The sequence below is a fragment of the Ruminococcus sporogenes genome, from assembly GCF_054655175.1.
Window position 1 is genome coordinate 79,939 of record NZ_BAAHOA010000001.1, and the last position, 25,021, is coordinate 104,959.

Here is a 25,021-nt window from a genome sequence, read left to right on the forward strand (position 1 = left end):
AGTACAGAAGCTAAAGCTGTTTTTTATTTTTATCCGAGCGCGACGTCGAGTATCATCATCAGCACAAAGCCGATTGCCGCGCCTATTGTGGCGGTATTGCTGTGTTCTCCCGACTGCGCCTCGGGGATAAGTTCCTCTATTACGACGTAGAACATTGCGCCTGCCGCAAATGAGAGTATATATGGTAGTATCGGCATTATAAGAGACGTCAGCAGAATTGTTACAATCGCTCCGATTGGTTCAACTATTCCTGACATCGCTCCGTATACAAAGGCTTTTCTTTTAGAAATTCCTGTTCCCATCAAAGGCATAGATATTATAGCGCCCTCAGGAAAGTTCTGAACGGCGATTCCTATTGCAAGCGCAAATGCGCTGGCCACGGTAATTATCGGACTGCTGCCGACCATTCCGGCAAATACGACGCCGATTGCCATGCCCTCGGGAATATTATGGAGCGTTACAGCAAGTATAAGCATAACAGATTTTTGAAGTCCGGATTTTGTTCCCTCCGGTTTATCGGAGTTTATGTGAAGGTGCGGGATTAAGCTGTCAAGCAGAAGCAAAAAGGCTATTCCGGCTGTGAAACCTATTGCCGACGGCAGCCACGCCGCTTTATTGCCGTTTTTCTCCGCCATTTCTATTGAAGGAATTATCAGCGACCAGACAGACGCCGCAATCATTACGCCGGAGGCAAAGCCGAGCAGAGCCTTCTGAACATTGGGGCGTATTTCCTTTTTCATAAAGAAGACCATGCCCGCGCCTAGTACCGTTCCCATAAAAGGTAGGGATAAGCCCAATAGAACGCTTTGAATATTATTCATTTTTATTCCTCCTCAATTCGTCTGTAATTATTATATAATATCATAAATTTGTTATTAAATCAAACAGACGGAATATAAATTTATTCTTGACAAAAACCTGGTTTATATGTTATTATATATTCGGTAAGCATATGCTAACTCATGCGGTCTGACAACGGCATATTACTGCCGTCGGCACGACGATTAATAAATATTTATGAAAGGAGGATTTATGTGTCACAGGAGGAATGCCGCCGTTTTGAAAATAAGCTTGCATATCATGCAGCGCCGTCGCTGCTGGGAATAAAGTGCGCAAATCTTATATCATTGGAAAATGACGAATTTAATATTCTCGGACAGATAGAGCGATTCAATGAAATTGCAGGAGGCAGGAAACTGAAGATCAGGCTTATGTGCCGATGTAAAAAAAGAACGCTGCTGCTGCTTTACAACGAAAAGCTGCTTTTAAAGTGCTTATCAGAACCGGCAAGACGGGAAATTCTTAAAGCTTACGGTTACGGCGGCTCGTTATTTAAGCTTGAAAGCGATCTTGAAAGGCTTGCTGAGCGTATTTCATCAGAAAACGAATTTCCTCACGAAATAGGGATTTTTCTTGGGTATCCTGCGGAGGATGTAAAAGGTTTTATTATTCATAAGGGGAATAATTTCAAGCTGTGCGGCTGTTGGAAGGTTTACGGAGACGAGGAAAAGGCAAGGCGCAGCTTTACAAATTATGACAAATGCAGAAAATTTCTGTGTAATAAATTAAATCAGGGCAGCGATATTTATCGTGCGCTCAGAATATCATAGGAGGTTTTATTATGAAAGCAGCGGTTATTTATTGGAGCGGTACAGGAAATACGGAGCAGATGGCTACGGCGGTTGCAGAGGGTGCAAATGCGGAACTTTTCAGCGTGTCTGAATTCAGTGGAAAACTTTCGGATTACGACAGACTGGCGTTCGGCTGTTCGGCTATGGGAGCGGAGGAGCTTGAAGAAAGCGAATTTGAACCTTTTTTTGCGGAAGCCGAGAGCGGTCTTAACGGAAAAACCATTGCTCTGTTCGGATCCTATGGCTGGGGAGACGGCGAATGGATGAGAAGCTGGGTAAAGCGCGCAGAGGATGACGGCGCGGTAATTGTGGGAGGAGAAGGGCTTATTGCCAACGAAGCTCCGTCAGACGATGATCTTGAAAAGTGCAGAGAGCTGGGAAGGGCGCTGATAAAATAATCTTCGGAAGAGAGTATTAGCGTATAGCTTTAGAGCAGATTCCGACGCATCTTATGTAGCAAGCAGGTAATTTATGAAGTAGAGTTACCTAAAGCTAACTAAACGGTGCAGTTTTATATAATTTCAGATAATATCCCCGCTTATGCGGGGATATTTTTTCAGTTGCCGCCGGGACCGTCGTGACGTTCACGTTTGTCGGGCTTGCTTTTTAGGTGAGTTTCGGTCCATTGATTGTTACCGGCGGTTTTTTCATTATTGTCCTTTTTAGGTTTATCAGCCATAAATTTGCTCCCTCCTTAATTTCTTTGGCATTATTATATATTAATATTTCGTTTTTATACTTAGGAAAATTTGAGGGCGGAAAATACCATTGAGCTATAATTGGGGATTTTTATGGTTTGCTATAGTAATGCCAGGCGGATAAAAATGATTTAAACGGAAATAATAAAGCAGAGGTGATAAAAATGGCAAAGCAAGGAATGAGCCGCCCGGAAACAACCCACACAAAGCCGCGTAATGACGTTTCTCCCGTAGCTGAAATACAGGGAAAGGCAAAGCACGGAAAAGTACGCGCCAATCCTATTATAGCGGGAACAAAGGCTCCTTCACAGAAGGTTTATCATGCAAAGCCTTATTCTATGCAAAATAAGGATAGCTTGGACAAGCAGGCAGAAAAGCCGATATCCGACGTTTATGCCGCGATTGATAACGATCTTGCAAGGGATAACATAGAAAATGATATTCCGGCGGCGGATCTACAGGATTTATAAAGGCAAAAGCCGTATCGTGCTTATATGATACGGCTTTTTTGCCGATAAAATCTGTGACGGTTTACAATTTTTTAATATTATGATATAATTAATTTGTGAATTTTGTTTGAACGAAAAGAGGACGGCTATGGTTAATATTCCCTCATATGTATTTACGGTGGTAAAGCGGCTGGAAAGCAGCGGATTTCAGGCTTATCTTGCAGGCGGCTGCGTCAGGGATTCTATAATGAATATTGCTCCTAATGATTACGATATTACGACAAATGCCCGTCCGGAGGAGATTAAAAACGTATTCAGGGACTTTAAGCTTATTCTGACGGGAGAAAAGCACGGAACGGTGGCTGTTATAACAAACGGCGGTATTATTGAAATTACTTCATACAGACTTGAAAAGGGCTATACAGACGGACGTCACCCGGACAATGTGGAATTTACCTCGTCGTTGATTGAAGATCTCAGACGCCGTGACTTTACCGTCAACGCTATGGCCTATGGTATACACGACGGTCTGATTGATCCTTTTAACGGCCGGGACGATATTAAAAATAAAATTATAAGAACCGTAGGAGCTCCTGAAAAAAGATTTGAAGAGGACGCGCTCAGAATACTGCGCGGTCTTAGGTTTTCATCAAGGCTCGGGTTTTCGATAGAAAGCGGTACCGCGGAGGCTGTCCATAATCTGCGCCTTTTGCTGAAAAACATTTCAGCCGAACGCATAAGGGATGAGTTTGTTCAGATTATACGCGGACAAAACGCAGGCGAGGTACTTAAATCCTACAGAGACGTTATATCAGTATTTATACCTGAAGTAATACCGTGCTTTGATTTTGAGCAGCACAGTCCCTACCATAAATATGATGTATGGGAGCATACCGTTAACGCTGTTTCAGAATGTATTGACAAGGAAAATGTAAAATTAGCGATGTTCTTTCATGACATCGCTAAACCGGAATGCTTTACTGTAGATTTCTCCGGAAGGGGGCATTTTAAAGGACATGCGCAAAAAAGCGCGCTTAAAGCTGAAGCTGTTATGAAGAGAATGAGGTTTCCGAAAAGCGTTATTCTTAATGTAAAAGCCATTATATATCATCATAGCGATGAGCTGAATACAGAATTTGAGTTAAAAAAAATTCTTAATCAGATAGGCGTCAGGAACGCATTTGATTTGATTGACGCCCAACGCGCCGATTCCTTGTCTAAACAGGATTTTTGCAAGGAGAGGCTGAAAAAATCCGATATGCAAGAGCAGTCTTTAAGGGATATATTAAATAGGGGAGAATGCTTTAGTATAAAAATGCTTGATATAAATGGATACGATTTAATTGAGCTTGGATTTAAGGGTATTGAAATAAAAAATGCTCTTAGCTTATTGCTTGATAATGTTATGCGCGGAATTGTTGAAAATAGTCGTGATTCTTTGATGTATCGTGCAAAAAGTATAAAAAACGGCTTATAAATTGTGCGATTTGACGAATCAAATTATTTCTATTGACATTCTGAAAAAAATAGTGTATAATAATTAAGCTGATTAAAGCATTGGAGAGGTGTCCGAGTGGTTTAAGGAGCTGGTCTTGAAAACCAGTGATCCCGCAAGGGACCGTGGGTTCGAATCCCACCCTCTCCGCCATTTTTATATTTTGATTTGTTATCATGGAGAAGTACTCAAGTGGTGACGAGGCGCCCCTGCTAAGGGCGTAGGGTGGGAAACTGCCGCGAGAGTTCGAGTCTCTCCTTCTCCGCCAATGGTAAATCGAATTCCGTTTATAAAAATGGAATTCGATTTTTTTGTTGTCTGAATTTTTAATGTTTATTTTCGTTGTTAGTCAATCTGTATAATTACTAATTATTTAAATTATACATATTGACTATTTTCTTAAATGGTTTCTCCTTATTTGTATGTTTTAATGCAATAAACTCCCTTTATCTTGCTATTTATAGAGAGGTATGTTCTTTACTATACATAAAGGGGAAATTTGAATGACATTGGAAAAATTTAACTATCGTACTAATCCATTGTTTTTGAGAAATGAATTTGATTCTGCAAATTCATTTGGTATTCCGGATGTTCCGAAAGCAAAATTCACAGAAGATGAGCTGAGAAATCTTCTTATGCTCGGATTTAATCAACTAAAAAAAGATGATGGAAAACATTCTGAGAGAATTGTTCATTTCTTTTTGTATGACTACAATTTTGAAAAAGTATGGAAAAAACCGGAGTTGTATTTGAAACCTTTATCTCAATATAAAGGAATTCTCACGCCGGACTTCAGTATGTATATAGAAATGCCGTATACAATTCAGCTTTACAACACATTCAGAAACAGATGGTGCGGAAAGGGAATTGAAAAAGGCTCGGTTATAGCAGTTTCCACATATATGTTTCATGAAAGCAATCATCATAAAGACCAGAAAGAATTGTTTATGAAAGGATACAACAAAATGCTTTCTGAAATTGAACCTGAAAAAATCATTTGTTACAGCGAACCGTTTTCTGAAATGAAAGGAGATATTATTTATGTTAATTATGAACTAAGCTCGTGGAAATATCTCAATGACATCAAGGTCAATTCATTGACACGGCAGAATAAATCTGATATAATAATTAAAAAGTACGGTTATGTTTGCAAAGGCGGCGGAAGTGCATATGGTGGTGAATGGAAACCAAAAGATAAAAATTCTGCAAGGTTTTTAGGAAAACCTAACGCTATAAAGGAAAATACCGTGAAAACAACTAAAGGAAGCTATAAAGTTCTTGATTATTATGATGAAGAAGGGAAAATTGCTGCTGAAAGACATTTGACAGATCACAATAAAGCTCATCAGCATTCTAACCCTCACGACCACTTAATAAATTGGGATAATAATTTTCCCAACATGAGTCAGCCAATAAATTATAAAGAAGGAGTGATACCTACTTTTGAAGAATTTATTAATAGTAGTCATTCTGGTAAAGTATTTGAATATATTGAAGGAGATGAAAAATCAATGAAAAATTATGAGTATAACCCTGCCGATCACAAATTTGAAACACTTGGAGAATTTAAGTTTTATCTTTCATGTGGGGCAAACGTCGGGTTTAAATATAATGGTATCTACTATGGTATTGAAGGTCATAATAATAATTTTGAGATATGGATTTACGATAAAGAAGATATAGCGGTCGGATTAACCCTTGAGCAAACTCTTGATTTTGAATTTGACGGCGTCAAACTGCGTGATTTCATTACTACAGACGATGTGGAAATTACCGAGAGAATAATGTAAATTTTATTAATCTATTTCATAGTCATAAGACAATGGTAAATCGAATTCCGTTTATAAAAATGGAATTCGATTTTTTTGTTGTCTGAATTTTTAATGTTTATTTTCGTTGTTAGTATATCTTACCAGAAAGAATTGTTTATGAAGGATACAACAAAATGATTTCTGAAATTGAACCTGAAAAAATCATTTGTTACAGTTAAACGTTTTCTGAAATAAAATGAGATATTATTTATGTTAATTACGAAATAAGCTCGTGGAAATATCTCAATGACATCAAGGCCAATTCATTGACACGGCAGAACAAATCTGATATAATAATTAAAAAGTACGTTATGTTTGCAAAGGCGGCGGAAGTGCATATGGTGGTGAGTGGAAACCAAAAGATGAAAATTCTGCAAGACTTTTAGGAGAGCCTAACACTTGAAGAATTTATTAATAGTAGTCATTCTGGTAAAGTATTTGAATGTATTGAAGGAGATGAAAAATCAATGAAAAATTATGAGTATAACCCTGCCGATCACAAATTTGAAATACTTGGAGAATTTAAGTTTTATCTTTCATGTGGTGCGAATGTTGCTTTTGAATATCACAATGTTGAATATGGAATTGAAGCTGTATTCGGTACAGATGGAAAAAAACAAAATGACAGTTATTGCATATGGAATGATAAAGAAGATATAGCGGTCGGATTAACCCTTGAGCAAACTCTTGATTTTGAATTTGACGGCGTCAAACTGCGTGATTTCATTACCACAGACGATGTGGAAATTACCGAGAGAATAATGTAAATTTCATTCATCTATTTTATAATCAAAGATTCATAAACTCCGTATTTACGCTAAACGCCGTAGATACGGAGTTTTTAATATTTATAAAATCATTATAATAATATTTCTTGATAAAAATAGCCTTAAAATGATAGAAACGCAACACGGTTTATTATTATAAATTCAATAAAAAGGGGCCGGAATTACCGACCTCTTTTTATTTCATAAGCACATATTAAACGGAATTCTGAATATCCTAATAGCGTTTATCTGAGGAGGTATACTCATAGTCATTATTCCGTTATAGAATATCTTTACCCTGTTATTGACGCGAAAATTGCAGGCAAAGCGCGTATTTACCGAAACTATCTGAGACGTTGAGTTATCCCGTACCAGCAGTCTGTCTCGTTGTACTTCCAAAATAGTAGCGCACATGATCATAATGAAATCACTCCTTAAACATGATCATAATATTATATGAATTTATCTTTGAAAAGGTGAGACGGATTTATGCTTCAATATCGGTTACTCAGACTAATAATTAAGAAATTTCTGTAATAATATATAATAAGAAGGAGAGAACGATATGTGTACGAGTATAGCGATTAAAACGCAGGATTTTTATTTCGGACGAAATATGGATTTGGATTATGAGTTTGGAAACGGAATAGTAATTACTCCCCGTAATTATCCCTTTGAATTTAAAAAAGCCGGTTCCTTGAGGCGTCATTACGCATTGATAGGAATGGCGGAAATTTATGAGGGATACCCGTTTTATGCAGAGGCGGCCAATGAAAAGGGACTTTGTATAGCTTGTCTTAATTTTCCGGGCTATGCCTTTTATTCAGCCGTTGAGGAGGCCCATAGCGTAAATATTTCTCCGTTTGAGCTTGTTTCATGGCTGCTTGGCCGGTGCGGCTCCGTTAAAGAAGCCAGAGAGCTTTTATCAGATATAAATATTATTGATATTCCTTTTAGCGGCCGGCTGCCGCTGTCGCCTCTTCACTGGCATATTGCCGACAGTGAAAGCTCTATTGTACTTGAATCCACTAAGGGCGGAATTAGAATTTATGATAATCCTGCCGGAGTTCTTACTAATAATCCGCCCTTTGATTTTCAGATGACAAATCTCTGCCAGTATATGAATCTTATAACTGAAAATCCTTCAAACGGATTAAGCAGCCGTATGGGACTTAAACCGTTCGGTCACGGTCTGGGGAGCCGCGGGCTTCCCGGAGACTATTCGCCGGCGTCAAGATTTGTAAAGGCGTCTTATCTAAGCATGAATTCAGTATGCCGGGATACCGAGCAGGGCAGTGTGGCTCAGTTTTTTCATTTGCTTGATTCGGTGGCAATGGTACGAGGCAGCGTAAAAACTACCGGAGGCAATGATTATATTACAACTTATTCCTGCTGTATTAACGCCGATAAAGGAATTTATTACTATAAAACCTACGGTAATAATCAGCTTACGGCAGTTGATATGAACCGTGAAGATTTGAATGCAGACGCGCTTATTAAGATTCCGCTTGTATTGTCGCAGCAGATTTTAAGAGCAAATTAAGATTTATATATAAAATAACCGGAGCCGCAGGTTAAAGGCGGCTCCGGTATTAAAAAGCTTTATTAGCCCATATTGCCGTTTGAATTGGGAAGAATGTTGAAATTTTGATTGGGACGCTGGCCCGGGAGATAGAAGTATACAAATTTAATTGAGAAAATATCGCAGACTATATAATTATTGTTGGCATCATCATAAAGAGTAACGAAGCTTGTTCCCACAAAATACAGAATCCCCTGTTTTCGTGTGATTATATTAGTGCCTATCAGGAATTCTATCACAACGTATTCTCCTATGTTTTCGGCAAGTATCTTTTGCATGGAGCCTATCATTTCAGGGGTATCGAACGCCTGCTGCTGCGGAGTCGTGAAATTATGCTCATTTGGAATAGACGCGTTCTTATTGTCGTTGTTGTTTCGCGGTCTTACCGACGGGTTTCTCGATTGATTTACAATCTGTCTGAAGCTTTCGTCAAAATTGTTATTCATAAAACAATTCCTTTCATAGAAATTTACGTATCGGCATATGCGGCGGTGGGGTTATAGAAGCAGTGATCTCCGATACGGATTACAAATTCGCCGACGTTTGACGGGAAAAACTGCCGGCATGTCGGCTGAAATGGATTAAAATACCATAGCGCGAAGCCAAGGTTAGTGAGTCTGTTGCCTGCTATCGCCCAGTTTGCAATATCATAATGCTCCTGATCGGGACGCATATTATAAATATTCTGCATATTATAATTTCCCCGTATGGTTTCGCGGACGCAGTCAAATTGCCCGGGTTGATAAATAATTGCCCTTATTGTCTTTTCAAGCCTGCCGTATTCGCCGTAGGTTATATTGACGCGGTTCATTACAACGCATGCGACAGCCTTCATTCCGTTTTCTCCTTCACCTCCGGCTTCGCACTTTAAGATCCGGGCTAATATTTCCAAATCAGAAAATGCCATATTGTACTCTCCTTTCAGGATAAATTACTTTAATAATAATATTCCTAATAATATAAAAATATTCATATGAAACCGCTGCCGCGCCAAAAAGCCGTTTCCCTTTATTAAAAGGAAACGGCTTATATTTTATATAAAGAAGCTTTTCTTAACTTTTTCATTAAGCTTATGGTTTTTATCAATTATAATAAGAATAATTCCCAAAACAACAAATGTAATAAGAGGATAGTAAGACCAGATAAAATGCTCCTGCTCTGTAAAATTTCTGCTGATAAGAAATTCAAGCAGCACGCATTCGAATCCGATTAGTATAAGTGAAATAGCCGAAATCATAAGATTTGTAAAACGAGTAAAGCGCTTTAAGAGAAGTCCGGCTGATACAATTATCATAATTGAAATCATAGCGGGCAATGCAAACGTTATAAACCAGCTTCCGAGGGTTTTATATTCAATGTATTTCAGGTAGCCGAGAATTACCGCAAAATCGACAAATAAATAAAAAAATACGTTTTTATTTGAAATTAGCAAGGGGATAAAAACGGCGAAGAAGATTAACAGAGCTGCTCCTAACGCAAAGCCCGACCAAACGATACGCCGGCTTATGCTATAATCACAGACGAGACATAATAAAGCCGGAAGCAGCAGAGCCAGGGCCGCAATAATCGTTTTGTATTTAGGATTCATTTTAGGCTGATTCAATTCTGCTGCGGGAAACGGAGGCTTTCCGTCTGTCCTGAGCTGTAGACCGGGATGATAAACCGCCGTCTGGCACAGCGGACATTTGTCGTCGGAATCGCTTAGCTTTACTCCGCAATTAACGCAATAAGGCATTTATGTCACCTTTCCTTTCTGATTGCTTTCAACAGTAACGCCTATTCCCATTTTAACTAAATTTGTGAAAAACAGTCTTTCAAGCTGCGATTCCTCAATATTTCTTATCAGGTTTATATACAGCTTATCCTTATAGGATAATATTCCGCAGTTGTTGCAGCCTGTAGACTGTACTCCCAGTGTAAAATCAAATCTGCTTACAAACGGCTCCATTTCTTGGGGTACTGTAACGACGCCGAGATTAGACATAGTAATACAGGATTTTTTTTCTCCGACCAGGGAAAACATTATTTTCATTCCGATATTTTTTAGAAAAAGAGGAAGAACCTTCAGAAGCTTGTTTTTTTCAGCTCTTACATTTGCGGTTATTCTTGTTCTCATCTGTTTTTCGGTTAGCTGGAGCTTCATCTGGTGGTGTATAGCTTCTACTATTTCATCAAAAGTAAATTCGCCCAGATTTGCTTCTATTCCCGGCGTAATGTAAAGTACAAAATTGCGCATGGAAATGCTGTCAAAATATTTCCTCAGATTAACCGGAATAAGAATTTTTATCGGCTTTTGTTTTCTCTTATCCGGTATGTCATGATCCTGCATCTGCATTATTGAAAATATCATAACCGAAACTATGAACGCTGTAAGGCTTACATGGCGTTTTTTTGATTCGGCAAGGACGTCGTTTAAGCTGATTATTCCGGTGGTCAGATAATGAAAACCGTTTGTTTTTGTACCGCGTATTTTATAGGCGGTTTTTTCACGTCTGGATCCCGAGGCGGCTCCATGATGCTTTAAAAAGCTGTCTTCAAGCTCGCGTTGGTCGGGCTTTTCCAAGCGGTTGAAAACACCGTTTACGGACGGAATTTCAACGCCGCTTTTTTGCTTGATGTATTCTGCCGCAAGCGTCTTTATGAATACCAGTCCGCCGTTTCCGTCGGTCAGTGAATGGAAAAACTCGACCGCTATACGGTTTTCATAATAAAGAACGCGGAAAGCGCAGGTCTTTATATCTTTTCCGGACATTTTACTGCACGGATACGGACGTTCGTAAATAACCTGGGGCGCCTTAGGAATTTCTTCAAGATAATACCAGAAGAAGCCGTGCCTGAGTCTCATGGCGACAGAGGGAAAGCGCTTTATAGTAGACTCAAGTGCGGATTGCAGAAACGCGGGATCTATTAGTTCCGTAAGCGTCGCCGACAATCTGAATACGTTGCTCCAGTTTTTGGTTCTTACCGCCGGATACAGCTTTGCCGCATTATCCAGCCGCATCCATAATCGCTTTTTATCAGTCATTGAGCACCTCTTTCAGAAACTCGTTGATTCTTTTATAGTCTTCTTCAAATTCCTTTAAATTATAAAGCAGATATACATGCCACATTTCCGGAGCAATATGCAACTGCGATCGGCAGCCGCAGGAAACGAGCCGTTCATGAAGTTCTTCAGAATCGCTCAACAGAATTTCGTCTCCTCCTGCAAAAATCAAGGAGGGAGGCAGATTTGCAAGATCTCCGAAAAGCGGCGATACAAGAGGAAGCTCCGGCTGATCCGTATAGCAGTCCGCATAGAATTTCAGGCGTTTTTTTGTCATAGACGGATCGTTTTCAAGATTTTTGTCATAGGATACGCCGGATAAGGTCAAATCGCTCCATGGCGAAACGGCTATAATCCCGCAGGGCATTTCAAGCTTTTCCTCCTTGAGTTTCAGCGCCAGCGCATAGGCAAGACCGCCTCCGGCAGATTCGCCGCAGAGTATAATATTTTCCGGAGAATATCCCTCCAGAATAAGAAAGCGGTAGGCGTTTAACGCGTCGGTCAATGCGGCGGGAAACGCGTTTTCCGGCGCCAGGCGATAAGCTACGCAGCATACGGGAATTTTATTCTGGCAGGCTAATATTGTTCCGAAGCCCTTTGCGTAATTCATTCCTCCCGATACATAGCCCCCGCCGTGAAGATATAAAATAATACCGTTTAATTTCTTTTCATCAGGTATAATATATTCAGCATGAAATTCGCCGGACCGTATTTTTTCGTATGAAACTTCCTGCTTGTATTTACGCGCCATCAGCTCGCCTATCTTATCCTGTGCAAATCTTGATTTTTCAACGGAACATCCGTCGGCAAGCTTACTGACAATTGATATCTGCGTTTTCAATACTTTTGTAAAAAATTCCATAATACTTCCGATCTTTGTAAAAAAACACACCGCCGTCCCTTATAAGACGGCGGTGTCTTACTGTAATTACTTGTTAGAATTTGGATTTATATTATAACAGTATAAGCAAAAATTGTCAAGAAAATTTTGTCGTTTAAATTACTTCCCATTTATAAATTCTGAATTTATCTTACGGCGTTTTCACTTTCTTGTATTTTGCTGAGATGTTCATTTTCGAAATCATTCCAAGGCTGAGGTTTGCCGAAGTAATAGCCCTGTATGCTGTCGCAGCCGCAGGTTTTTAAAAATTCTAACTGTTTTTTTGTTTCTATACCCTCGGCTATAACCTTATAGCCGAGTCCCTTTACAAGAGATATAACGGTTTTAACAATATATTTTCCCTTGACGGAATCAAACGCTCTGTCAAAGAATCCCTTATCAATTTTAATTATATCGGCTTCAATATCCTTGAGCATATTAAGCGAGGAGAATCCGCTTCCGAAATCGTCCATGCTTGTCAGGAATCCGTGATTTCTGAGTTGCCTGAAGTGTTCCCTTACCTGTCCTATATCGTCCATAACCGCGCTTTCGGTTATCTCAAATTCAAGCAGCTCATGCGGTATTTCATATTTGTCGATTATTTCAAGGAGAGTTGTGAGATATGCTGAATTGAAAACGTTCGCTCTGGATTGGTTTACGGAAATAGGTACGCATTTTTTGCCCTCGTCCAGCCATTTTCTTAATATCTTGCAAGTGTGTTCAAGCATGTAAAGATCAAGCTTGGTAATAAAGCCGTTTTGCTCGAATGTGGGTATAAAAATGTCCGGGAACATAAATTTCTCATTTTTATATCTCCATCTTACAAGACTTTCTGCGCCGTTGAGAATCGGTTCACTGTCGACTATTGAATATTTTGGCTGAAGATAGACTAAAAATTCATTATTTTCAAGAGCTGTTTGCATATGGGATTCTATTTTAGCCTTTTGGCTATTTACTGTATATTCGTTGAAATCAAAGTAGTTATATGTGCTTTCGGATATATCCGTTATCATTATGCGCGCTTGATTTGCATAGTCTATTATAGTATCCGGCGTAAGTTCTGTATCGACTTCGTTTATCAGATACACGCCGCACCTGGCAATAAGAGTATATTGGGATTCGTTACTTTCGTTTAAGACTTTGCCGATTTCCTTGAAAATATAATTTATTCTGTTATTAAGACGTTCTTTTGTCGAATAATCTACGAGTAGAATAAACCTTTCGGCATAAATTCTTGAGACAAGTTCGTCGCTTTTTATATTTGATGAAAAAATTCTGCCGAGTTTTATTATAAGCTCGTCGCCGCTTTGGTAACCGAATATATTGTTATAAGCCTTAAAATTTTTAATATCATACATCAGAACCGCGTGATGATCGTCATATAAATTACGGTGATTCTGAAGTTCAATAATAAATTTTGTTTTATTATAGCAGCCCGTGAGGGAATCCTTGAATGCAAGCGCGTATTTTTCGCGAAGATTCTTTTTGTGAATATTTATCACTGAAAAAATTAACATACATAAGGTAATCGACAGAATTACCATTAAGGCAACCGTATACAAAATGATGTTTATAACTTGGTTTTTAATAGAGTCAACCGGTATAACTGACGTTAAATACCAGTCGTTGATGTTAATTGGGGTATATGTCGAGTATCGTTCTTCTATACCCTTTAATTTGAATTTTGTGATTCCGCTTTTTCCGCTGCTGTAATTGCTTTTAAGCTTTTCCATATCGTCGATATATTCATAATCGCCTTCGAATATATTTTTTGCAACTCCGTTTTTATTGATGGTAGAACGGAAAACTATATTTCCGTCGGAAGATACTATATGAAAAAAAGCTTCGGTATTTTCATGATTTTTTTCATAATCATTTTCAAGCGATTTTATAAAATGGGATGTATTGTTCACTCCTGCTAAAATACCTATTATTTTATTGTTTGCGTCGTAAATCGGGACGCTTATAATTACCACGCTTTCATTTGACCATTGATCTTTGGAAGGCGCAGATACATAGCGTTCGCCTTTTATCGCTTTCCGATAGTATTCTCGTTCCCGCAAATTAACGTTGCTGTAATAAAGAACGCCCAGCTTATTGTCTTCTATATAAGATGAGCCGTCGGAAAGAACGAATCCTATACGCTTAAAAGCATTATTGTTCAGCGCATTTTTTATGAGATCGCTTTTAAAATCATCGTCTCCGGTATGGCTTGTTATAGCCGATGAAAGAGTCACAAGAGAATCTATATATCCGTTTATTTTATTATTTATAATTATTGCGTTTTTCTTATTGGTATCTACTTCATATTTCAGCAAATTATCATTTTCGTTATTCCAAATGAATGAAACATATCTTATACAAAAAGCTATAAGAAAAATAATCAACAAAGCGCCTATGATTATATAACGGGGAATATTATTTTTACTTTTTTCCATAATCAACTCCATTATTTAAATTTAACTCGTAATATTATATCACATTATCTTCCATAAATCAACAATAAAGCTATATATTTAAATTGGCAAAGTAAGCCATTGTAAACTGAAATGATTATAACAGAAAATTTTATAAAAGGTTCTTGACAAACATTAGGTAATGTGATATTATATGTTTAGTCAGCGTAAGCTAACCACGTGAAAGGAGTGCGGAATGAGTATTGTTGTGGTAGGCGGTAACGACCGTATGGCAACCAGATATAAAGATATATGCAGATCTTATAACTGCAAGGCAAAGGTATTTACACAGATGCCGTCGGATTTTGAAAACAAGCTGGGAACGCCTGATTTAATGGTAGTATTTACGAACACGTGCTCTCATAAAATGGTGAAAAGAGTAAATCAGAAATCCGCAAAGCATGATATTCCGGTGGCGCGAATTCATAGCGCAAGCGTCAGTGCGCTTAAATCCATTCTTGATAAATATTGCGGGTGAAGGCGCGGAAGCGCGTTATTTTACAGCAATCAGTAAGCCTTCACTAACAAATAGAGCGCTTTTTATGATAATAATTCCGATAATGGCAGACGATAAATAATATTTGCCGATCAATAGTCGGGATAACGGCGGCAAGGCAATACGCTTATCAGATTAAAAACGTGGGAGGAGGAGTGTAATGATGCCTTTGACATTAGCTAATATCGGCGAGGAGAATATGATTAAAAAGGTCGGCGGAAAGCCGGAAACGAGAAAATTCCTTGAAAATCTGGGATTTGTCGCAGGCGGCTCGGTCACTGTTATTTCTGAAATCGGCGGTAATGTAATTGTCAATGTAAAGGATTCAAGAGTTGCCGTTTCCAAGGAAATGGCTTCAAAAATAATGGTATGATATTGGAGGCAGGCATATGTCAACACTAAGAGAAGCAAAAATCGGTCAGACGGTTAAGGTCAGCAGGCTTAACGGAGACGGAGCCGTAAAGCGCAGAATTATGGATATGGGCATAACCAAGGGGACGGAGATATACGTCAGAAAAGTAGCGCCTCTGGGGGATCCTATAGAGATAACGGTCAGAGGCTATGAGCTTACTCTGCGAAAAGCAGACGCAGACCTGATAGAAACCAATTAATTTGCACATAAGTTAGCAAACGCTAATTAGAAAAGAGGTAGATTTATGGAAATTAAAATCGCGCTGGCAGGCAATCCTAACTGCGGCAAAACAACGCTTTTTAACTCGCTTACAGGCTCTAACCAGTTTGTCGGTAACTGGCCCGGGGTAACGGTTGAGAAAAAGGAGGGCAGGCTTAAGGGACGCAAGGACGTTATTATTACTGATCTTCCGGGTATTTACTCGCTTTCTCCTTATACTCTTGAGGAGGTAGTCGCAAGAAATTATCTTATAGACGAGCGTCCCGACGCTATACTTAATATTATCGACGGTACGAACCTTGAAAGAAATCTTTATCTTACAACTCAGCTTACAGAGCTTGGGATACCTGTTGTCGCGGCTGTCAATATGATTGACATAGTGCGCAAAAACGGAGATAAGATTAATATTTCTCAGCTTTCTAAGGAACTGGGCTGCGAGGTCTGTGAAATTTCAGCTTTAAAGGGCGTCGGTGTGAAGGAAGCTGCCGAGAGGGCTGTGGCGGCCGCGGAAAGCCGAGAATGTACTGTGCCTCAGCATAGCTTCTGCGGGTGCGTCGAGCATGCCATCGCTCATATAGAGGAAGCTTTCCTGCATAATATTCCTGAGGAGCAGCAGAGATGGTATGCCATAAAAATATTTGAGCGCGATGAAAAGGTGCTGAGCCGTCTTTCAATACCAAAGGAAATAATGGAGCATATAGAATCTGATATTGCCGCCGCAGAAAGGGAAATGGACGACGATTCTGAAAGTATTATAACAAACGAGCGTTACATTTACATAGCGTCTATAATCAAGGGCTGCTGCAAAAAGAAAAATAAGGGAGGTCTTACCTTATCGGATAAAATTGATAAGGTCGTTACCAACCGTTTTCTTGCGCTGCCGATTTTTGCAGTCGTTATGTTTATCGTATATTATGTATCTGTAACTACGGTAGGCGACTGGGTGACGGGATGGACTAACGACACTCTTTTCGGCGATTGGATAACAAACGGCGCAAACAAGCTACTTGAAAGCATAAACTGTGCGGCGTGGTTACAGGGACTGATTGTTGACGGTATAATTGCCGGAGTAGGGGCTGTGCTGGGATTTGTTCCCCAGATGCTTGTTCTGTTTATATTCCTCGGTTTTCTTGAGGCATGCGGATATATGGCGAGAATAGCGTTCGTTATGGACAGGATATTCCGCAAATTCGGACTTTCGGGAAAATCCTTTATACCTATGCTTATAGGAACGGGCTGCGGCGTTCCCGGAGTTATGGCTTCTCGTACTATAGAAAACGAGCGTGACCGCAGAATGACTATTATGACTACCACGTTTATTCCATGCGGCGCGAAGCTGCCGATAATAGGTCTTATTGCCGGAGCGCTTTTCAATAATGCCGGCTGGGTTTCAGCTTCCGCATATTTTATCGGAGTCGGCGCCATTATAGTTTCAGGTATAATGCTCAAGAAAACCAAATTGTTTTCCGGTGATCCGGCGCCCTTTGTAATGGAGCTGCCGGCATATCATCTGCCTACAGTAGGCAACGTTCTGCGCTCAATGTGGGAAAGAGGCTGGTCGTTTATAAAGAAAGCAGGTACCATAATTCTTTTGTCGTCAATTATTCTTTGGTTTCTTCAGGCGTTTGGCTGGGAAAACGGTTTTGGAATGGTCGACGATCTGGATAATTCTGTCCTTGCAAAAATCGGAAACGCGTTTGCGTGGATATTCGCTCCGCTTGGCTGGGGCGACTGGAAATCCGCCGTCGCGACTGTTACCGGACTTATTGCAAAGGAAAACGTTGTTGCAACGTTCGGACAACTATTTCACTTTGCAGGGGAGGAGCTTTCTGAAAACGGAGACGAGATATGGCCGGAGGTCGCCGCTGCGTTTACACGGCTTTCAGCATATTCTTTCCTTGTTTTCAATCTTCTGTGCGCGCCGTGCTTTGCGGCAATGGGAGCTATCAAGCGTGAAATGAACAATGCGAAATGGACCTTGTTTGCAATAGGCTATCAGTGCGTTTTTGCATATGCGGTTTCGCTTATAATTTATCAGGTAGGCTCGGTATTTACAGGAAATGTAAATGTTATCGGTCTTATCGCGGCGCTGATTCTGATTGCGTTTATTGTTTATATGCTTGTAAGGCCGTATAATGAAAGCAGTGCGCTTAAAACAAAAGTCAGGGTAAAAGCGTAAGCCGGTAAAATTTCTTTTAGAGCTGCGGGCGATCTTCCTGACGGAGAGAAAGGCGGAATAAAAGCGATGATGGATTATCTGATTTCAAATATCGGAACAATAGTGGTATTTCTTATAATTGCAGCTGTTGTGACGCTTATTGTAATAAAGCTCAGAAAAGACAAGGCGGGCGGTAAATCCTCATGCGGCTGCAACTGCGGCTGCTGTCCGAATTCTTCTTTATGCCGCAGCGGTCAGAAAAACAAAGAACTTAACAAATAATAATCAAATAAAAAAATCAGGCTTTTTAAAGCCTGATTTTTTTATTCTTCTCTATCGGAATTAGAGTGAAGCCCGTAAGCTAACGTCATAAGGCTGTCGGCCAGATGTACGTTTTCAACAATTATACTGTCGTTATGGTCCATTTTAAGATCGTAATGACTGAAATTCCAGAAGCCCTTTATTCCCAGCGTTACCAGCCTGTTTGCTATTTCCTGTGCTGAGGATTTAGGAATACACAGTACTGCGCATACAGGGTTATTATCCTTGCAGAATTTTTCAATAACGTCTGTGTGGGAAACTTTAATTCCGGAAATTATCTGTCCGGTTTTTTCAGGATTACTGTCAAAAATCCCTATAAGCCTGAAGCCCCGCTTAGTAAAATCAATGTGAGAGGCGATAGCTCTGCCAAGATTTCCTGCGCCTATAAGTATTGTCCTGTTGCCGGCGTTGATTCCGAGTATTTCTCCGATGGCTTTATGCAGTTCTTTTACATTGTAGCCGTATCCCTGCTGACCGAAGCCTCCGAAGCAGTTTAGATCCTGTCTTATCTGCGACGCCGTAAGTCCCATTTTTTCAGAAAGCTCACGGCTTGATATTCTTGTAAAGCCTTGGTTTTCAAGCTCGCCTAAAAACCGGTAATACCTTGGCAGACGCTTTATTACCGGAGCTGAAATTAAGGGTTTTGACATGAAATCCGATCCTTCCTAAAATATATTAAACCATCTGAGAAAGTCTGCTGTTGATTTCCTCCAAAAACGTTCTTGAATCTACCTTTTTCTTATTTTCAAGCTTTGAAAGCATATAGAGATCGCCGGTCATAACGCCGTCCTCAATCGTTTGTATGGTTGCTCTTTCAAGATTATCCGCAAATTCAGTAAGTTCGCTGCTGCCGTCAAGCTCGCCTCTTTTTCTTAAAGCGCCGCTCCATGCAAAAATAGTAGCGACCGAGTTAGTCGACGTTTCCTCGCCCTTGAGATATTTATAATAGTGACGCTGGACTGTTCCGTGCGCCGCTTCGTATTCATAAACTCCGTCAGGTGAAACAAGAACGGAGGTCATCATTGCGAGACTTCCGAAAGCTGTTGAAACCATATCCGACATAACGTCTCCGTCATAGTTTTTGCATGCCCAGATATAGCCGCCGTTTGAACGAATAACTCTTGCAACGGCGTCGTCTATGAGAGTATAGAAATATTCAATTCCTGCTGCTTCGAATTTTTCCTTATATTCGGCGTCAAAGATTTCCTGAAATATATCCTTGAATCTGTGGTCATATTTTTTTGAAATAGTATCCTTGGTTGCAAACCATACGTCCTGCTTTGTATCAAGGGCGTAATTAAAGCATGATTTTGCAAAGCCTGCGATACTTTTATCAATATTGTGCAAACCCTGGATTATTCCGTCGCCGTCGAATTCATGGATAAGCTGTCTGGTTTCGTTTCCGTCCTTGTCGGTGTAGACAAGTTCCGCCTTACCGCCGCCGCTGACCTGCATTTCAGTATTCTTATATACGTCTCCGTAGGCGTGACGAGCGATTGTTATAGGATTTGTCCATGACGGAATATACGGCGTAATTCCTTTGACAAGAATAGGAGTTCTGAAAACGGTGCCGTCCAGTATAGCCCTTATGGTTCCGTTAGGGGATTTCCACATTTCTGTAAGATTGTATTCGGGCATTCTGGCTGCATTCGGAGTGATCGTTGCGCATTTTACAGCTACTCCGTATTTTTTTGTGGCCTCGGCGCTGTCGAAGGTAACTCTGTCCTTTGTTTTTTCTCTGTATTCGAGACCGAGGTCGTAATACTCTGTGTTTAGGTCGATATAGGGCTCAAGAAGAATCTCCTTTATCCATTTCCAGAGTATTCTTGTCATTTCGTCGCCGTCCATTTCGACCAGCGGTGTTTTCATCTGAATTTTTGCCATTGGTTTCCTCCCGTTAATTATAATTCGTCTATTTTGTGACCGTTGCTTTCTGCAGCGTCCGAAATTATATTGTAAACATCAGCCGAAACGATAATAAGCTCATAGCTGTCGCTGTCAACATCAACTGTGCATATCAGAGCTTTCCCGTTTAAAGCGGCGTTGATTTTCCTGCCCCATGACGTTACGTCGCCGTTTTCGTCCAAATCAAGAGACGACAGGTCGATATCGATAAGACTGTAGGTTTTTATCTGTTCAAGCGCATAGAGAAAATCTTCAAGCTCGCATTTAAAGTCAACGCTGAACAGATACCCGCTTTCTTCAAGCTCAGATATCAGATTAATCCAGCCGAAATCCTTGCTGCCGTAATCAATGCCATTCGTTGCCCATTGTACTTCATATTCTTCCGGATTGCTGATACAATAGTTTATTTTCTCCATAACTTCAGCATTATCCGAGGTTATAAGAGCCGCTATTTCAGCGATATATGAAAAATCCTGTTTCTTATCCTCCTTTTCGGGGGACTTAAAAATCTTACTAAATAAACCCATATTTTAACCTCGCTTAATCACATATATCTTAAAACCGCAAGCAGCGCAAGGTGCGCGGGATAGTAAACGTAAAAAAGCCATTTATAAGCTTTTCCGCCTTTTCTTACTCCGTTATAGCTCATAAGCAGCGGTACCGCAAGAAATACGCCAAGCTGAAAGAGGTCGTGATACCATTGTCCCATAGCGGCGCAGTAGATAAAGTCCAGCAGGATATATAGCGCGCTGACCGCGCAGAAATTTTTCATCTGCCTTTTGCGGTCAAACCGGCAAGCGGAAAATATCAGTATCCAGATTACCGCGACGGCTCCCCAGTCGCCGACCATAGAAATAAGGCATATAACAAGAATAATCATGTTTTTTACGGTCGGCTCATATTTGGGACTGTCCCTTACGACAAGGGCGGCAAGTCCTAGAAGCAAGGGAAACATCACGCTTGTCTGGTGGATAAGATAGAATCTGCCGGAAGAAAAGAATACATACGGAAAATGAGAAATCAATGCGAATATGCCCAGTCTTATAGCATATTTTTTTACATTACGCGTTTTATAATAGCCTTCGGCAACCATAAAACACATTATCGGGGCGGTAAGCCGCCCTATAACGTGCATAAGCTGTCCGGCAATGCTGCCGAAGGGAACAAACGCCCATGCAATATGATCAACGGTCATTGCGATGATCGCGATAAGCTTTAAAAGGTCGGACGTTATCCCTGGTTTCCGCTTCTGCGGTATAGTGAAATTCCTTATAGGTCCGTCCGGACGTTTTGATATATCGATTGCCATTATTTCATAGATTCTCTTGTGTAGTCAAGCAGACCTCCAGCAAGGATTATATCCTTTGTGCGTCCGCTGAGCTCGCAGAGCGCCTTGATTTCCTTGCCTGTCGTTTTGTTTTTTACTGTAAGCTCGCTCTTTCCGGCTTCAATTTCCGCCCTTACGTTTGCAAGTTCGAGTTCGTCGCTCTGCGATATAGAATCGTAATCAGCCTCGTTTACAAAAGTAAGAGGAAGAATACCCGCGTTAATAAGATTAGCTCTGTGAATTCTTGCAAAGGATTTAACCAATACGGCCTTGATTCCGAGATAAAGGGGAGCCAGAGCCGCATGTTCTCTCGACGAGCCTTGTCCGTAGTTTGAGCCGCCGACAATAATGCTTTTACCCATTTCCTTTGCTCTTGCCGGGAATTTTTCGTCGCATATTGTAAAGCAATGCTGGGAGATAGCCGGAATATTTGACCTCAGCGGCAATATCTTTGCTCCCGCCGGCATTATATGGTCGGTGGTTATGTTATCTCCAACCTTGAGAGAAACCGGAGCGGATATGCTGTCGTCAAGAGGAGAGGTTTCCGGGAAAGGCTTGATATTCGGTCCTCTAAGAATTTCTACGCTGTTCATTTCCGATTCAGGTACGGGCGGAACAACCATGTTGTCGTTGATTTTGAATACCTCCGGCAGTTTGAACTCAGGCATTTCGCCGAGCTCTCTCGGATCCGTGAAAACTCCGGCAACCGCCGACGCAGCGGCAACCTCCGGAGATACCAGATAAATCTGACCGTCCTTGGTGCCTGACCGTCCCTCGAAGTTTCTGTTGAAGGTTCTCAGAGAAATGCCCTTGGAATTAGGCGACTGTCCCATACCTATACAAGGCCCGCAGGCGCTTTCAAGGATTCTTGCTCCCGCGTCTATCATTACGGAAAGCGCGCCGTTTTCAGCAAGCATATTAAGAACCTGCTTGGATCCGGGAGCTATAGAAAGCGATACGTCCGGATGAACGGTTCTTCCCTTAAGTATATGAGCGACCTTAAGCATATCCATAAGTGATGAATTCGTGCAGGAACCGATACAGACCTGATCTATCTTGATTTTGCCTATTTCACTTACCGATTTTACATTGTCCGGAGAATGAGGGCAGGCGGCAAGCGGCTCAAGCTCGCCTAAATCTATGGTAAGCTCCTCGTCGTATACAGCGTCGGGATCCGCTGAAAGCTCTGTCCATACGTTTTCCCTCTGCTGCGCTTTCAGGAATTCTCTTGTAATTTCATCGGACGGGAATATGGAGGTCGTAGCGCCAAGCTCCGCGCCCATATTTGTTATAGTAGCTCTTTCCGGAACCGACAGAGTTTTTACGCCTTCTCCGCAGTATTCGATTACTTTGCCAACTCCGCCCTTTACGGAAAGTCTTTTTAAAACTTCAAGTATAACGTCCTTTGCGGCAACCCAAGGCGAGAGCTTTCCCTTAAGCTCAACCTTTACTACCTTTGGACATGTTATATAATAAGCGCCGCCCCCCATTGCTACCGCAACGTCAAGACCGCCGGCGCCGATTGCAATCATACCGATTCCGCCGCCGGTGGGAGTATGGCTGTCGGAGCCGATAAGGGTTTTTCCGGGAATTCCGAAGCGCTCAAGATGTACCTGATGGCAAATGCCGTTTCCGGGACGTGAAAAATAAATACCGTGCTTTTTTGCAACGCTTCCGATAAAGCGGTGGTCGTCGGCGTTTTCAAAGCCGTTCTGGAGAGTGTTGTGATCTATATAAGCTACGCTTTTTTCAGTTTTAACTCTGGGTACTCCCATAGCCTCAAATTCCAGATAAGCCATTGTGCCGGTGGCGTCCTGCGTCAGAGTCTGGTCTATTCTGATACCGATTTCCTTTCCCTTGACCATTTCACCGTCTACAAGATGAGCTTTTAATATTTTTTCTGTTAATGTTAAACCCATTGCAATCAGTCCTTTCATGATTTTCTCTTTTATTGTACATCAAAATCATACTGTTTGTCAAGAATTTCACATATAATAGCGGAATTTACATTTTATCTTTTATTAATAATTCCTCCTTGCGCTTTACACATTGAAAAATAAATGGTATAATTTATATATGCAATTCTTGAAATCAAAAAATTTGAACGTAAAGCCGTAATGGCTGCAAAACGGAGAAAAAGTTAATGTCAATTTCAGCTATAATAGTATGCGGAGGAAGCTCGTCCAGAATGAACGGAGTCAACAAGCTTCTGCTTCCGCTGGGAAATACAAATGTTGCGGGGAGATCGATGCTTGCGTTCGAGCAGTGTCCGGAGGTCGGCGATATCGTAGTAGTCTGCCGGGAACGCGACAGGAAGGAACTTGAAAATACTGCCGAAAAGCTTGGAATAGCAAAGCTCCGAGGCTTTGCAGAGGGCGGCGGGACAAGGCAGGAAAGCGTTTTCAGCGGATTGAAAAAAATAAGCCCGGAAACGAGTCTTATAGCGGTGCATGACGGAGCGAGACCTCTTGTAAAGCCTGAGCAAATAGTAAGGACCGCCCGCGACGCCGAGGTTTTCGGCGCGGCTGTTCTCGGAGTTCCGGTTAAGGATACGATAAAGGTGGTAAACGACGGTCTTATAACTGATACGCCTTACAGACCGTCCCTTTATATTACGCAGACGCCTCAGATATTTAAACGCAGGATATATTTCGAGGCTGTGGACTTCGCCCTTGAGCACGGTCTTGATTTTACCGACGACTGTCAGCTTGCAGAGGCGATAGGCGTAAAGGTCTGCATGACTGAGGGAGGATATGAAAATATAAAAATAACCACTCCTGAGGATATTAAGATCGCAAATCTTCTTTTGGAGGAACAGATATGAGGATAGGACACGGATACGACGTACACCGGCTTGCTGAAAACAGGAGACTGGTTCTGGGCGGAGTTGAGATACCATATGAAAAAGGTCTTTTGGGACATTCCGACGCCGATGTTCTGACGCACGCCGTAATGGATTCTTTATTGGGCGCGCTTGCCCTTGGAGATATTGGCAAGCATTTTCCGGATACGGATCCTGACTTTAAGGGGGCGGACAGTATCGGCCTTCTTAAAAGAGTATGCGGCTTGGTGCGGGAAAAGGGCTACGCCTTAGGAAATCTCGACGCTACGGTTATAGCTCAGTCGCCTAAGCTTTCGCCCTATATAGAGCGGATGAGACAAAACATTGCCGATGCATGCGGATGCCATGTTTCCTTTGTAAGTATTAAGGCTACGACTGAGGAAGGACTTGGCTTTACGGGAGACGGCTCCGGGATTTCCGCGCATTGCGTCGCTCTTTTGACAAAATGTAACAACAGTGAAGCGGTCTTCATATAATGGTATAAGCGGAGGGATAACTCTCTTTCGCTGAAACTATAACGGGTGACAGC

The 25,021-nt window shown here is 41.1% G+C and carries 28 protein-coding genes and 2 tRNA genes; 16 read left to right on the plus strand and 14 right to left on the minus strand.

The features are described 5' to 3' along the window. Positions 1 to 29: 29 nt before the first annotated feature. Complete coding sequence (locus ACYQ0N_RS00400; protein ID WP_177532992.1) at positions 30 to 821, minus strand: ZIP family metal transporter; 792 nt, start codon at positions 819 to 821, stop codon at positions 30 to 32. Between the two features lie 213 nt (positions 822 to 1,034). On the opposite strand from ACYQ0N_RS00400, the gene ACYQ0N_RS00405 reads away from it, so the two are divergent. Together ACYQ0N_RS00405 and ACYQ0N_RS00410 are read left to right on the plus strand one after the other, a co-directional pair. Continuing rightward, entirely contained in the window at positions 1,035 to 1,610 is a 576-nt protein-coding gene (locus ACYQ0N_RS00405) for a DUF3793 family protein (protein ID WP_177532993.1), read from the plus strand. 11 nt (positions 1,611 to 1,621) lie between these two features. Continuing rightward, positions 1,622 to 2,029 (plus strand): flavodoxin, encoded by a 408-nt coding sequence (locus ACYQ0N_RS00410; protein WP_460161577.1) that lies wholly within the window; start codon positions 1,622 to 1,624, stop codon positions 2,027 to 2,029. Between the two features lie 158 nt (positions 2,030 to 2,187). On the opposite strand, the gene ACYQ0N_RS00415 is transcribed toward ACYQ0N_RS00410, so the two are convergent. Further along, on the minus strand, positions 2,188 to 2,310 hold the full coding sequence (locus ACYQ0N_RS00415; protein ID WP_460161578.1) for a hypothetical protein: 123 nt from the start codon (positions 2,308 to 2,310) through the stop codon (positions 2,188 to 2,190). A 183-nt stretch (positions 2,311 to 2,493) separates the two neighbouring features. On the opposite strand from ACYQ0N_RS00415, the gene ACYQ0N_RS00420 reads away from it, so the two are divergent. The 6 genes from ACYQ0N_RS00420 to ACYQ0N_RS00445 all read left to right on the plus strand — a co-directional run bounded on the left by ACYQ0N_RS00420 (position 2,494) and on the right by ACYQ0N_RS00445 (position 6,851). Continuing rightward, positions 2,494 to 2,799 carry a hypothetical protein gene (locus tag ACYQ0N_RS00420; RefSeq protein ID WP_177532995.1) on the plus strand — a complete coding sequence of 102 codons (306 nt, stop codon included), beginning with the start codon at positions 2,494 to 2,496 and terminating at the stop codon, positions 2,797 to 2,799. 127 nt (positions 2,800 to 2,926) lie between these two features. Then, a complete protein-coding gene (locus tag ACYQ0N_RS00425; RefSeq protein ID WP_460161579.1) occupies positions 2,927 to 4,255 on the plus strand; it encodes a CCA tRNA nucleotidyltransferase in 1,329 nt (442 codons plus the stop codon). An 82-nt stretch (positions 4,256 to 4,337) separates the two neighbouring features. Then, positions 4,338 to 4,426 (plus strand) — tRNA-Ser (locus ACYQ0N_RS00430). 25 nt (positions 4,427 to 4,451) lie between these two features. Beyond that, positions 4,452 to 4,541: transfer RNA gene (locus tag ACYQ0N_RS00435), tRNA-Ser, on the plus strand. A 235-nt stretch (positions 4,542 to 4,776) separates the two neighbouring features. Continuing rightward, a complete protein-coding gene (locus ACYQ0N_RS00440; protein ID WP_460161580.1) occupies positions 4,777 to 6,063 on the plus strand; it encodes a DUF4417 domain-containing protein in 1,287 nt (428 codons plus the stop codon). A 488-nt stretch (positions 6,064 to 6,551) separates the two neighbouring features. Beyond that, positions 6,552 to 6,851, plus strand: a complete 300-nt coding sequence (locus tag ACYQ0N_RS00445) for a hypothetical protein (protein ID WP_460161581.1) — start codon at positions 6,552 to 6,554, stop codon at positions 6,849 to 6,851. A gap of 201 nt (positions 6,852 to 7,052) precedes the next feature. Here ACYQ0N_RS00445 and ACYQ0N_RS00450 read toward each other — a convergent pair whose 3' ends face one another. Further along, positions 7,053 to 7,271, minus strand: a complete 219-nt coding sequence (locus ACYQ0N_RS00450; protein ID WP_460161582.1) for a hypothetical protein — start codon at positions 7,269 to 7,271, stop codon at positions 7,053 to 7,055. Positions 7,272 to 7,416: 145 nt separating this feature from the next. On the opposite strand from ACYQ0N_RS00450, the gene bsh reads away from it, so the two are divergent. Beyond that, the gene (gene bsh / locus ACYQ0N_RS00455; protein ID WP_177531822.1) at positions 7,417 to 8,394 is read left to right on the plus strand and encodes a choloylglycine hydrolase; all 978 of its coding nucleotides are present in this window, start codon (positions 7,417 to 7,419) and stop codon (positions 8,392 to 8,394) included. Between the two features lie 62 nt (positions 8,395 to 8,456). On the opposite strand, the gene ACYQ0N_RS00460 is transcribed toward bsh, so the two are convergent. The 6 genes from ACYQ0N_RS00460 to ACYQ0N_RS00485 all read right to left on the minus strand — a co-directional run bounded on the left by ACYQ0N_RS00460 (position 8,457) and on the right by ACYQ0N_RS00485 (position 14,794). Then, a complete protein-coding gene (locus ACYQ0N_RS00460; RefSeq protein ID WP_177531823.1) occupies positions 8,457 to 8,879 on the minus strand; it encodes a hypothetical protein in 423 nt (140 codons plus the stop codon). 23 nt (positions 8,880 to 8,902) lie between these two features. Continuing rightward, positions 8,903 to 9,340, minus strand: a complete 438-nt coding sequence (locus ACYQ0N_RS00465) for a cell wall hydrolase (RefSeq protein WP_177531824.1) — start codon at positions 9,338 to 9,340, stop codon at positions 8,903 to 8,905. Positions 9,341 to 9,466: 126 nt separating this feature from the next. Next, positions 9,467 to 10,168 (minus strand): DUF6320 domain-containing protein, encoded by a 702-nt coding sequence (locus tag ACYQ0N_RS00470; RefSeq protein WP_460161583.1) that lies wholly within the window; start codon positions 10,166 to 10,168, stop codon positions 9,467 to 9,469. Further along, entirely contained in the window at positions 10,169 to 11,458 is a 1,290-nt protein-coding gene (locus tag ACYQ0N_RS00475; RefSeq protein WP_177531826.1) for a condensation domain-containing protein, read from the minus strand. It abuts the gene before it with no gap. Further along, a complete protein-coding gene (locus ACYQ0N_RS00480; RefSeq protein ID WP_460161584.1) occupies positions 11,451 to 12,338 on the minus strand; it encodes an alpha/beta hydrolase in 888 nt (295 codons plus the stop codon). Before ACYQ0N_RS00480 ends, ACYQ0N_RS00475 begins: the two co-directional genes overlap by 8 nt. A gap of 164 nt (positions 12,339 to 12,502) precedes the next feature. Further along, on the minus strand, positions 12,503 to 14,794 hold the full coding sequence (locus ACYQ0N_RS00485) for a bifunctional diguanylate cyclase/phosphodiesterase (RefSeq protein ID WP_460161585.1): 2,292 nt from the start codon (positions 14,792 to 14,794) through the stop codon (positions 12,503 to 12,505). Positions 14,795 to 15,008: 214 nt separating this feature from the next. Here ACYQ0N_RS00485 and ACYQ0N_RS00490 point away from each other — a divergent pair, with 214 nt between their 5' ends. The 5 genes from ACYQ0N_RS00490 (at position 15,009) to ACYQ0N_RS00510 (ending at position 18,379) form a co-directional block, all read left to right on the plus strand. Continuing rightward, positions 15,009 to 15,290 carry a DUF2325 domain-containing protein gene (locus ACYQ0N_RS00490; protein ID WP_177531829.1) on the plus strand — a complete coding sequence of 94 codons (282 nt, stop codon included), beginning with the start codon at positions 15,009 to 15,011 and terminating at the stop codon, positions 15,288 to 15,290. Between the two features lie 178 nt (positions 15,291 to 15,468). Next, positions 15,469 to 15,681: a FeoA family protein gene (locus ACYQ0N_RS00495; RefSeq protein ID WP_177531830.1), complete on the plus strand. Its 213-nt coding sequence runs from the start codon at positions 15,469 to 15,471 to the stop codon at positions 15,679 to 15,681. Positions 15,682 to 15,697: 16 nt separating this feature from the next. Beyond that, positions 15,698 to 15,919 carry a FeoA family protein gene (locus ACYQ0N_RS00500; RefSeq protein ID WP_177531831.1) on the plus strand — a complete coding sequence of 74 codons (222 nt, stop codon included), beginning with the start codon at positions 15,698 to 15,700 and terminating at the stop codon, positions 15,917 to 15,919. 45 nt (positions 15,920 to 15,964) lie between these two features. Further along, positions 15,965 to 18,118: a ferrous iron transport protein B gene (gene feoB / locus ACYQ0N_RS00505; RefSeq protein ID WP_460161586.1), complete on the plus strand. Its 2,154-nt coding sequence runs from the start codon at positions 15,965 to 15,967 to the stop codon at positions 18,116 to 18,118. 66 nt (positions 18,119 to 18,184) lie between these two features. Further along, positions 18,185 to 18,379, plus strand: a complete 195-nt coding sequence (locus ACYQ0N_RS00510) for a FeoB-associated Cys-rich membrane protein (protein ID WP_177531833.1) — start codon at positions 18,185 to 18,187, stop codon at positions 18,377 to 18,379. Positions 18,380 to 18,420: 41 nt separating this feature from the next. Here ACYQ0N_RS00510 and ACYQ0N_RS00515 read toward each other — a convergent pair whose 3' ends face one another. The 5 genes from ACYQ0N_RS00515 to ACYQ0N_RS00535 are packed head-to-tail and all read right to left on the minus strand — an operon-like array spanning position 18,421 to position 23,569. Then, positions 18,421 to 19,068 (minus strand): redox-sensing transcriptional repressor Rex, encoded by a 648-nt coding sequence (locus ACYQ0N_RS00515; protein ID WP_177531834.1) that lies wholly within the window; start codon positions 19,066 to 19,068, stop codon positions 18,421 to 18,423. Between the two features lie 25 nt (positions 19,069 to 19,093). Continuing rightward, a complete protein-coding gene (locus ACYQ0N_RS00520; RefSeq protein WP_460161587.1) occupies positions 19,094 to 20,302 on the minus strand; it encodes an NADP-dependent isocitrate dehydrogenase in 1,209 nt (402 codons plus the stop codon). Positions 20,303 to 20,319: 17 nt separating this feature from the next. After that, positions 20,320 to 20,850 carry a DUF6630 family protein gene (locus ACYQ0N_RS00525; RefSeq protein WP_460161588.1) on the minus strand — a complete coding sequence of 177 codons (531 nt, stop codon included), beginning with the start codon at positions 20,848 to 20,850 and terminating at the stop codon, positions 20,320 to 20,322. 17 nt (positions 20,851 to 20,867) lie between these two features. Further along, positions 20,868 to 21,632 carry a TraX family protein gene (locus ACYQ0N_RS00530; RefSeq protein WP_460161589.1) on the minus strand — a complete coding sequence of 255 codons (765 nt, stop codon included), beginning with the start codon at positions 21,630 to 21,632 and terminating at the stop codon, positions 20,868 to 20,870. After that, the gene (locus ACYQ0N_RS00535; protein WP_460162153.1) at positions 21,632 to 23,569 is read right to left on the minus strand and encodes an aconitate hydratase; all 1,938 of its coding nucleotides are present in this window, start codon (positions 23,567 to 23,569) and stop codon (positions 21,632 to 21,634) included. Before ACYQ0N_RS00535 ends, ACYQ0N_RS00530 begins: the two co-directional genes overlap by 1 nt. Before the next feature lie 224 nt (positions 23,570 to 23,793). Between ACYQ0N_RS00535 and ispD the strand changes: the two genes are divergently transcribed. Next, positions 23,794 to 24,474: a 2-C-methyl-D-erythritol 4-phosphate cytidylyltransferase gene (ispD, locus tag ACYQ0N_RS00540; RefSeq protein WP_177531838.1), complete on the plus strand. Its 681-nt coding sequence runs from the start codon at positions 23,794 to 23,796 to the stop codon at positions 24,472 to 24,474. Then, complete coding sequence (gene ispF, locus ACYQ0N_RS00545; RefSeq protein ID WP_460161590.1) at positions 24,471 to 24,968, plus strand: 2-C-methyl-D-erythritol 2,4-cyclodiphosphate synthase; 498 nt, start codon at positions 24,471 to 24,473, stop codon at positions 24,966 to 24,968. Before ispD ends, ispF begins: the two co-directional genes overlap by 4 nt. Positions 24,969 to 25,021: the final 53 nt, after the last annotated feature.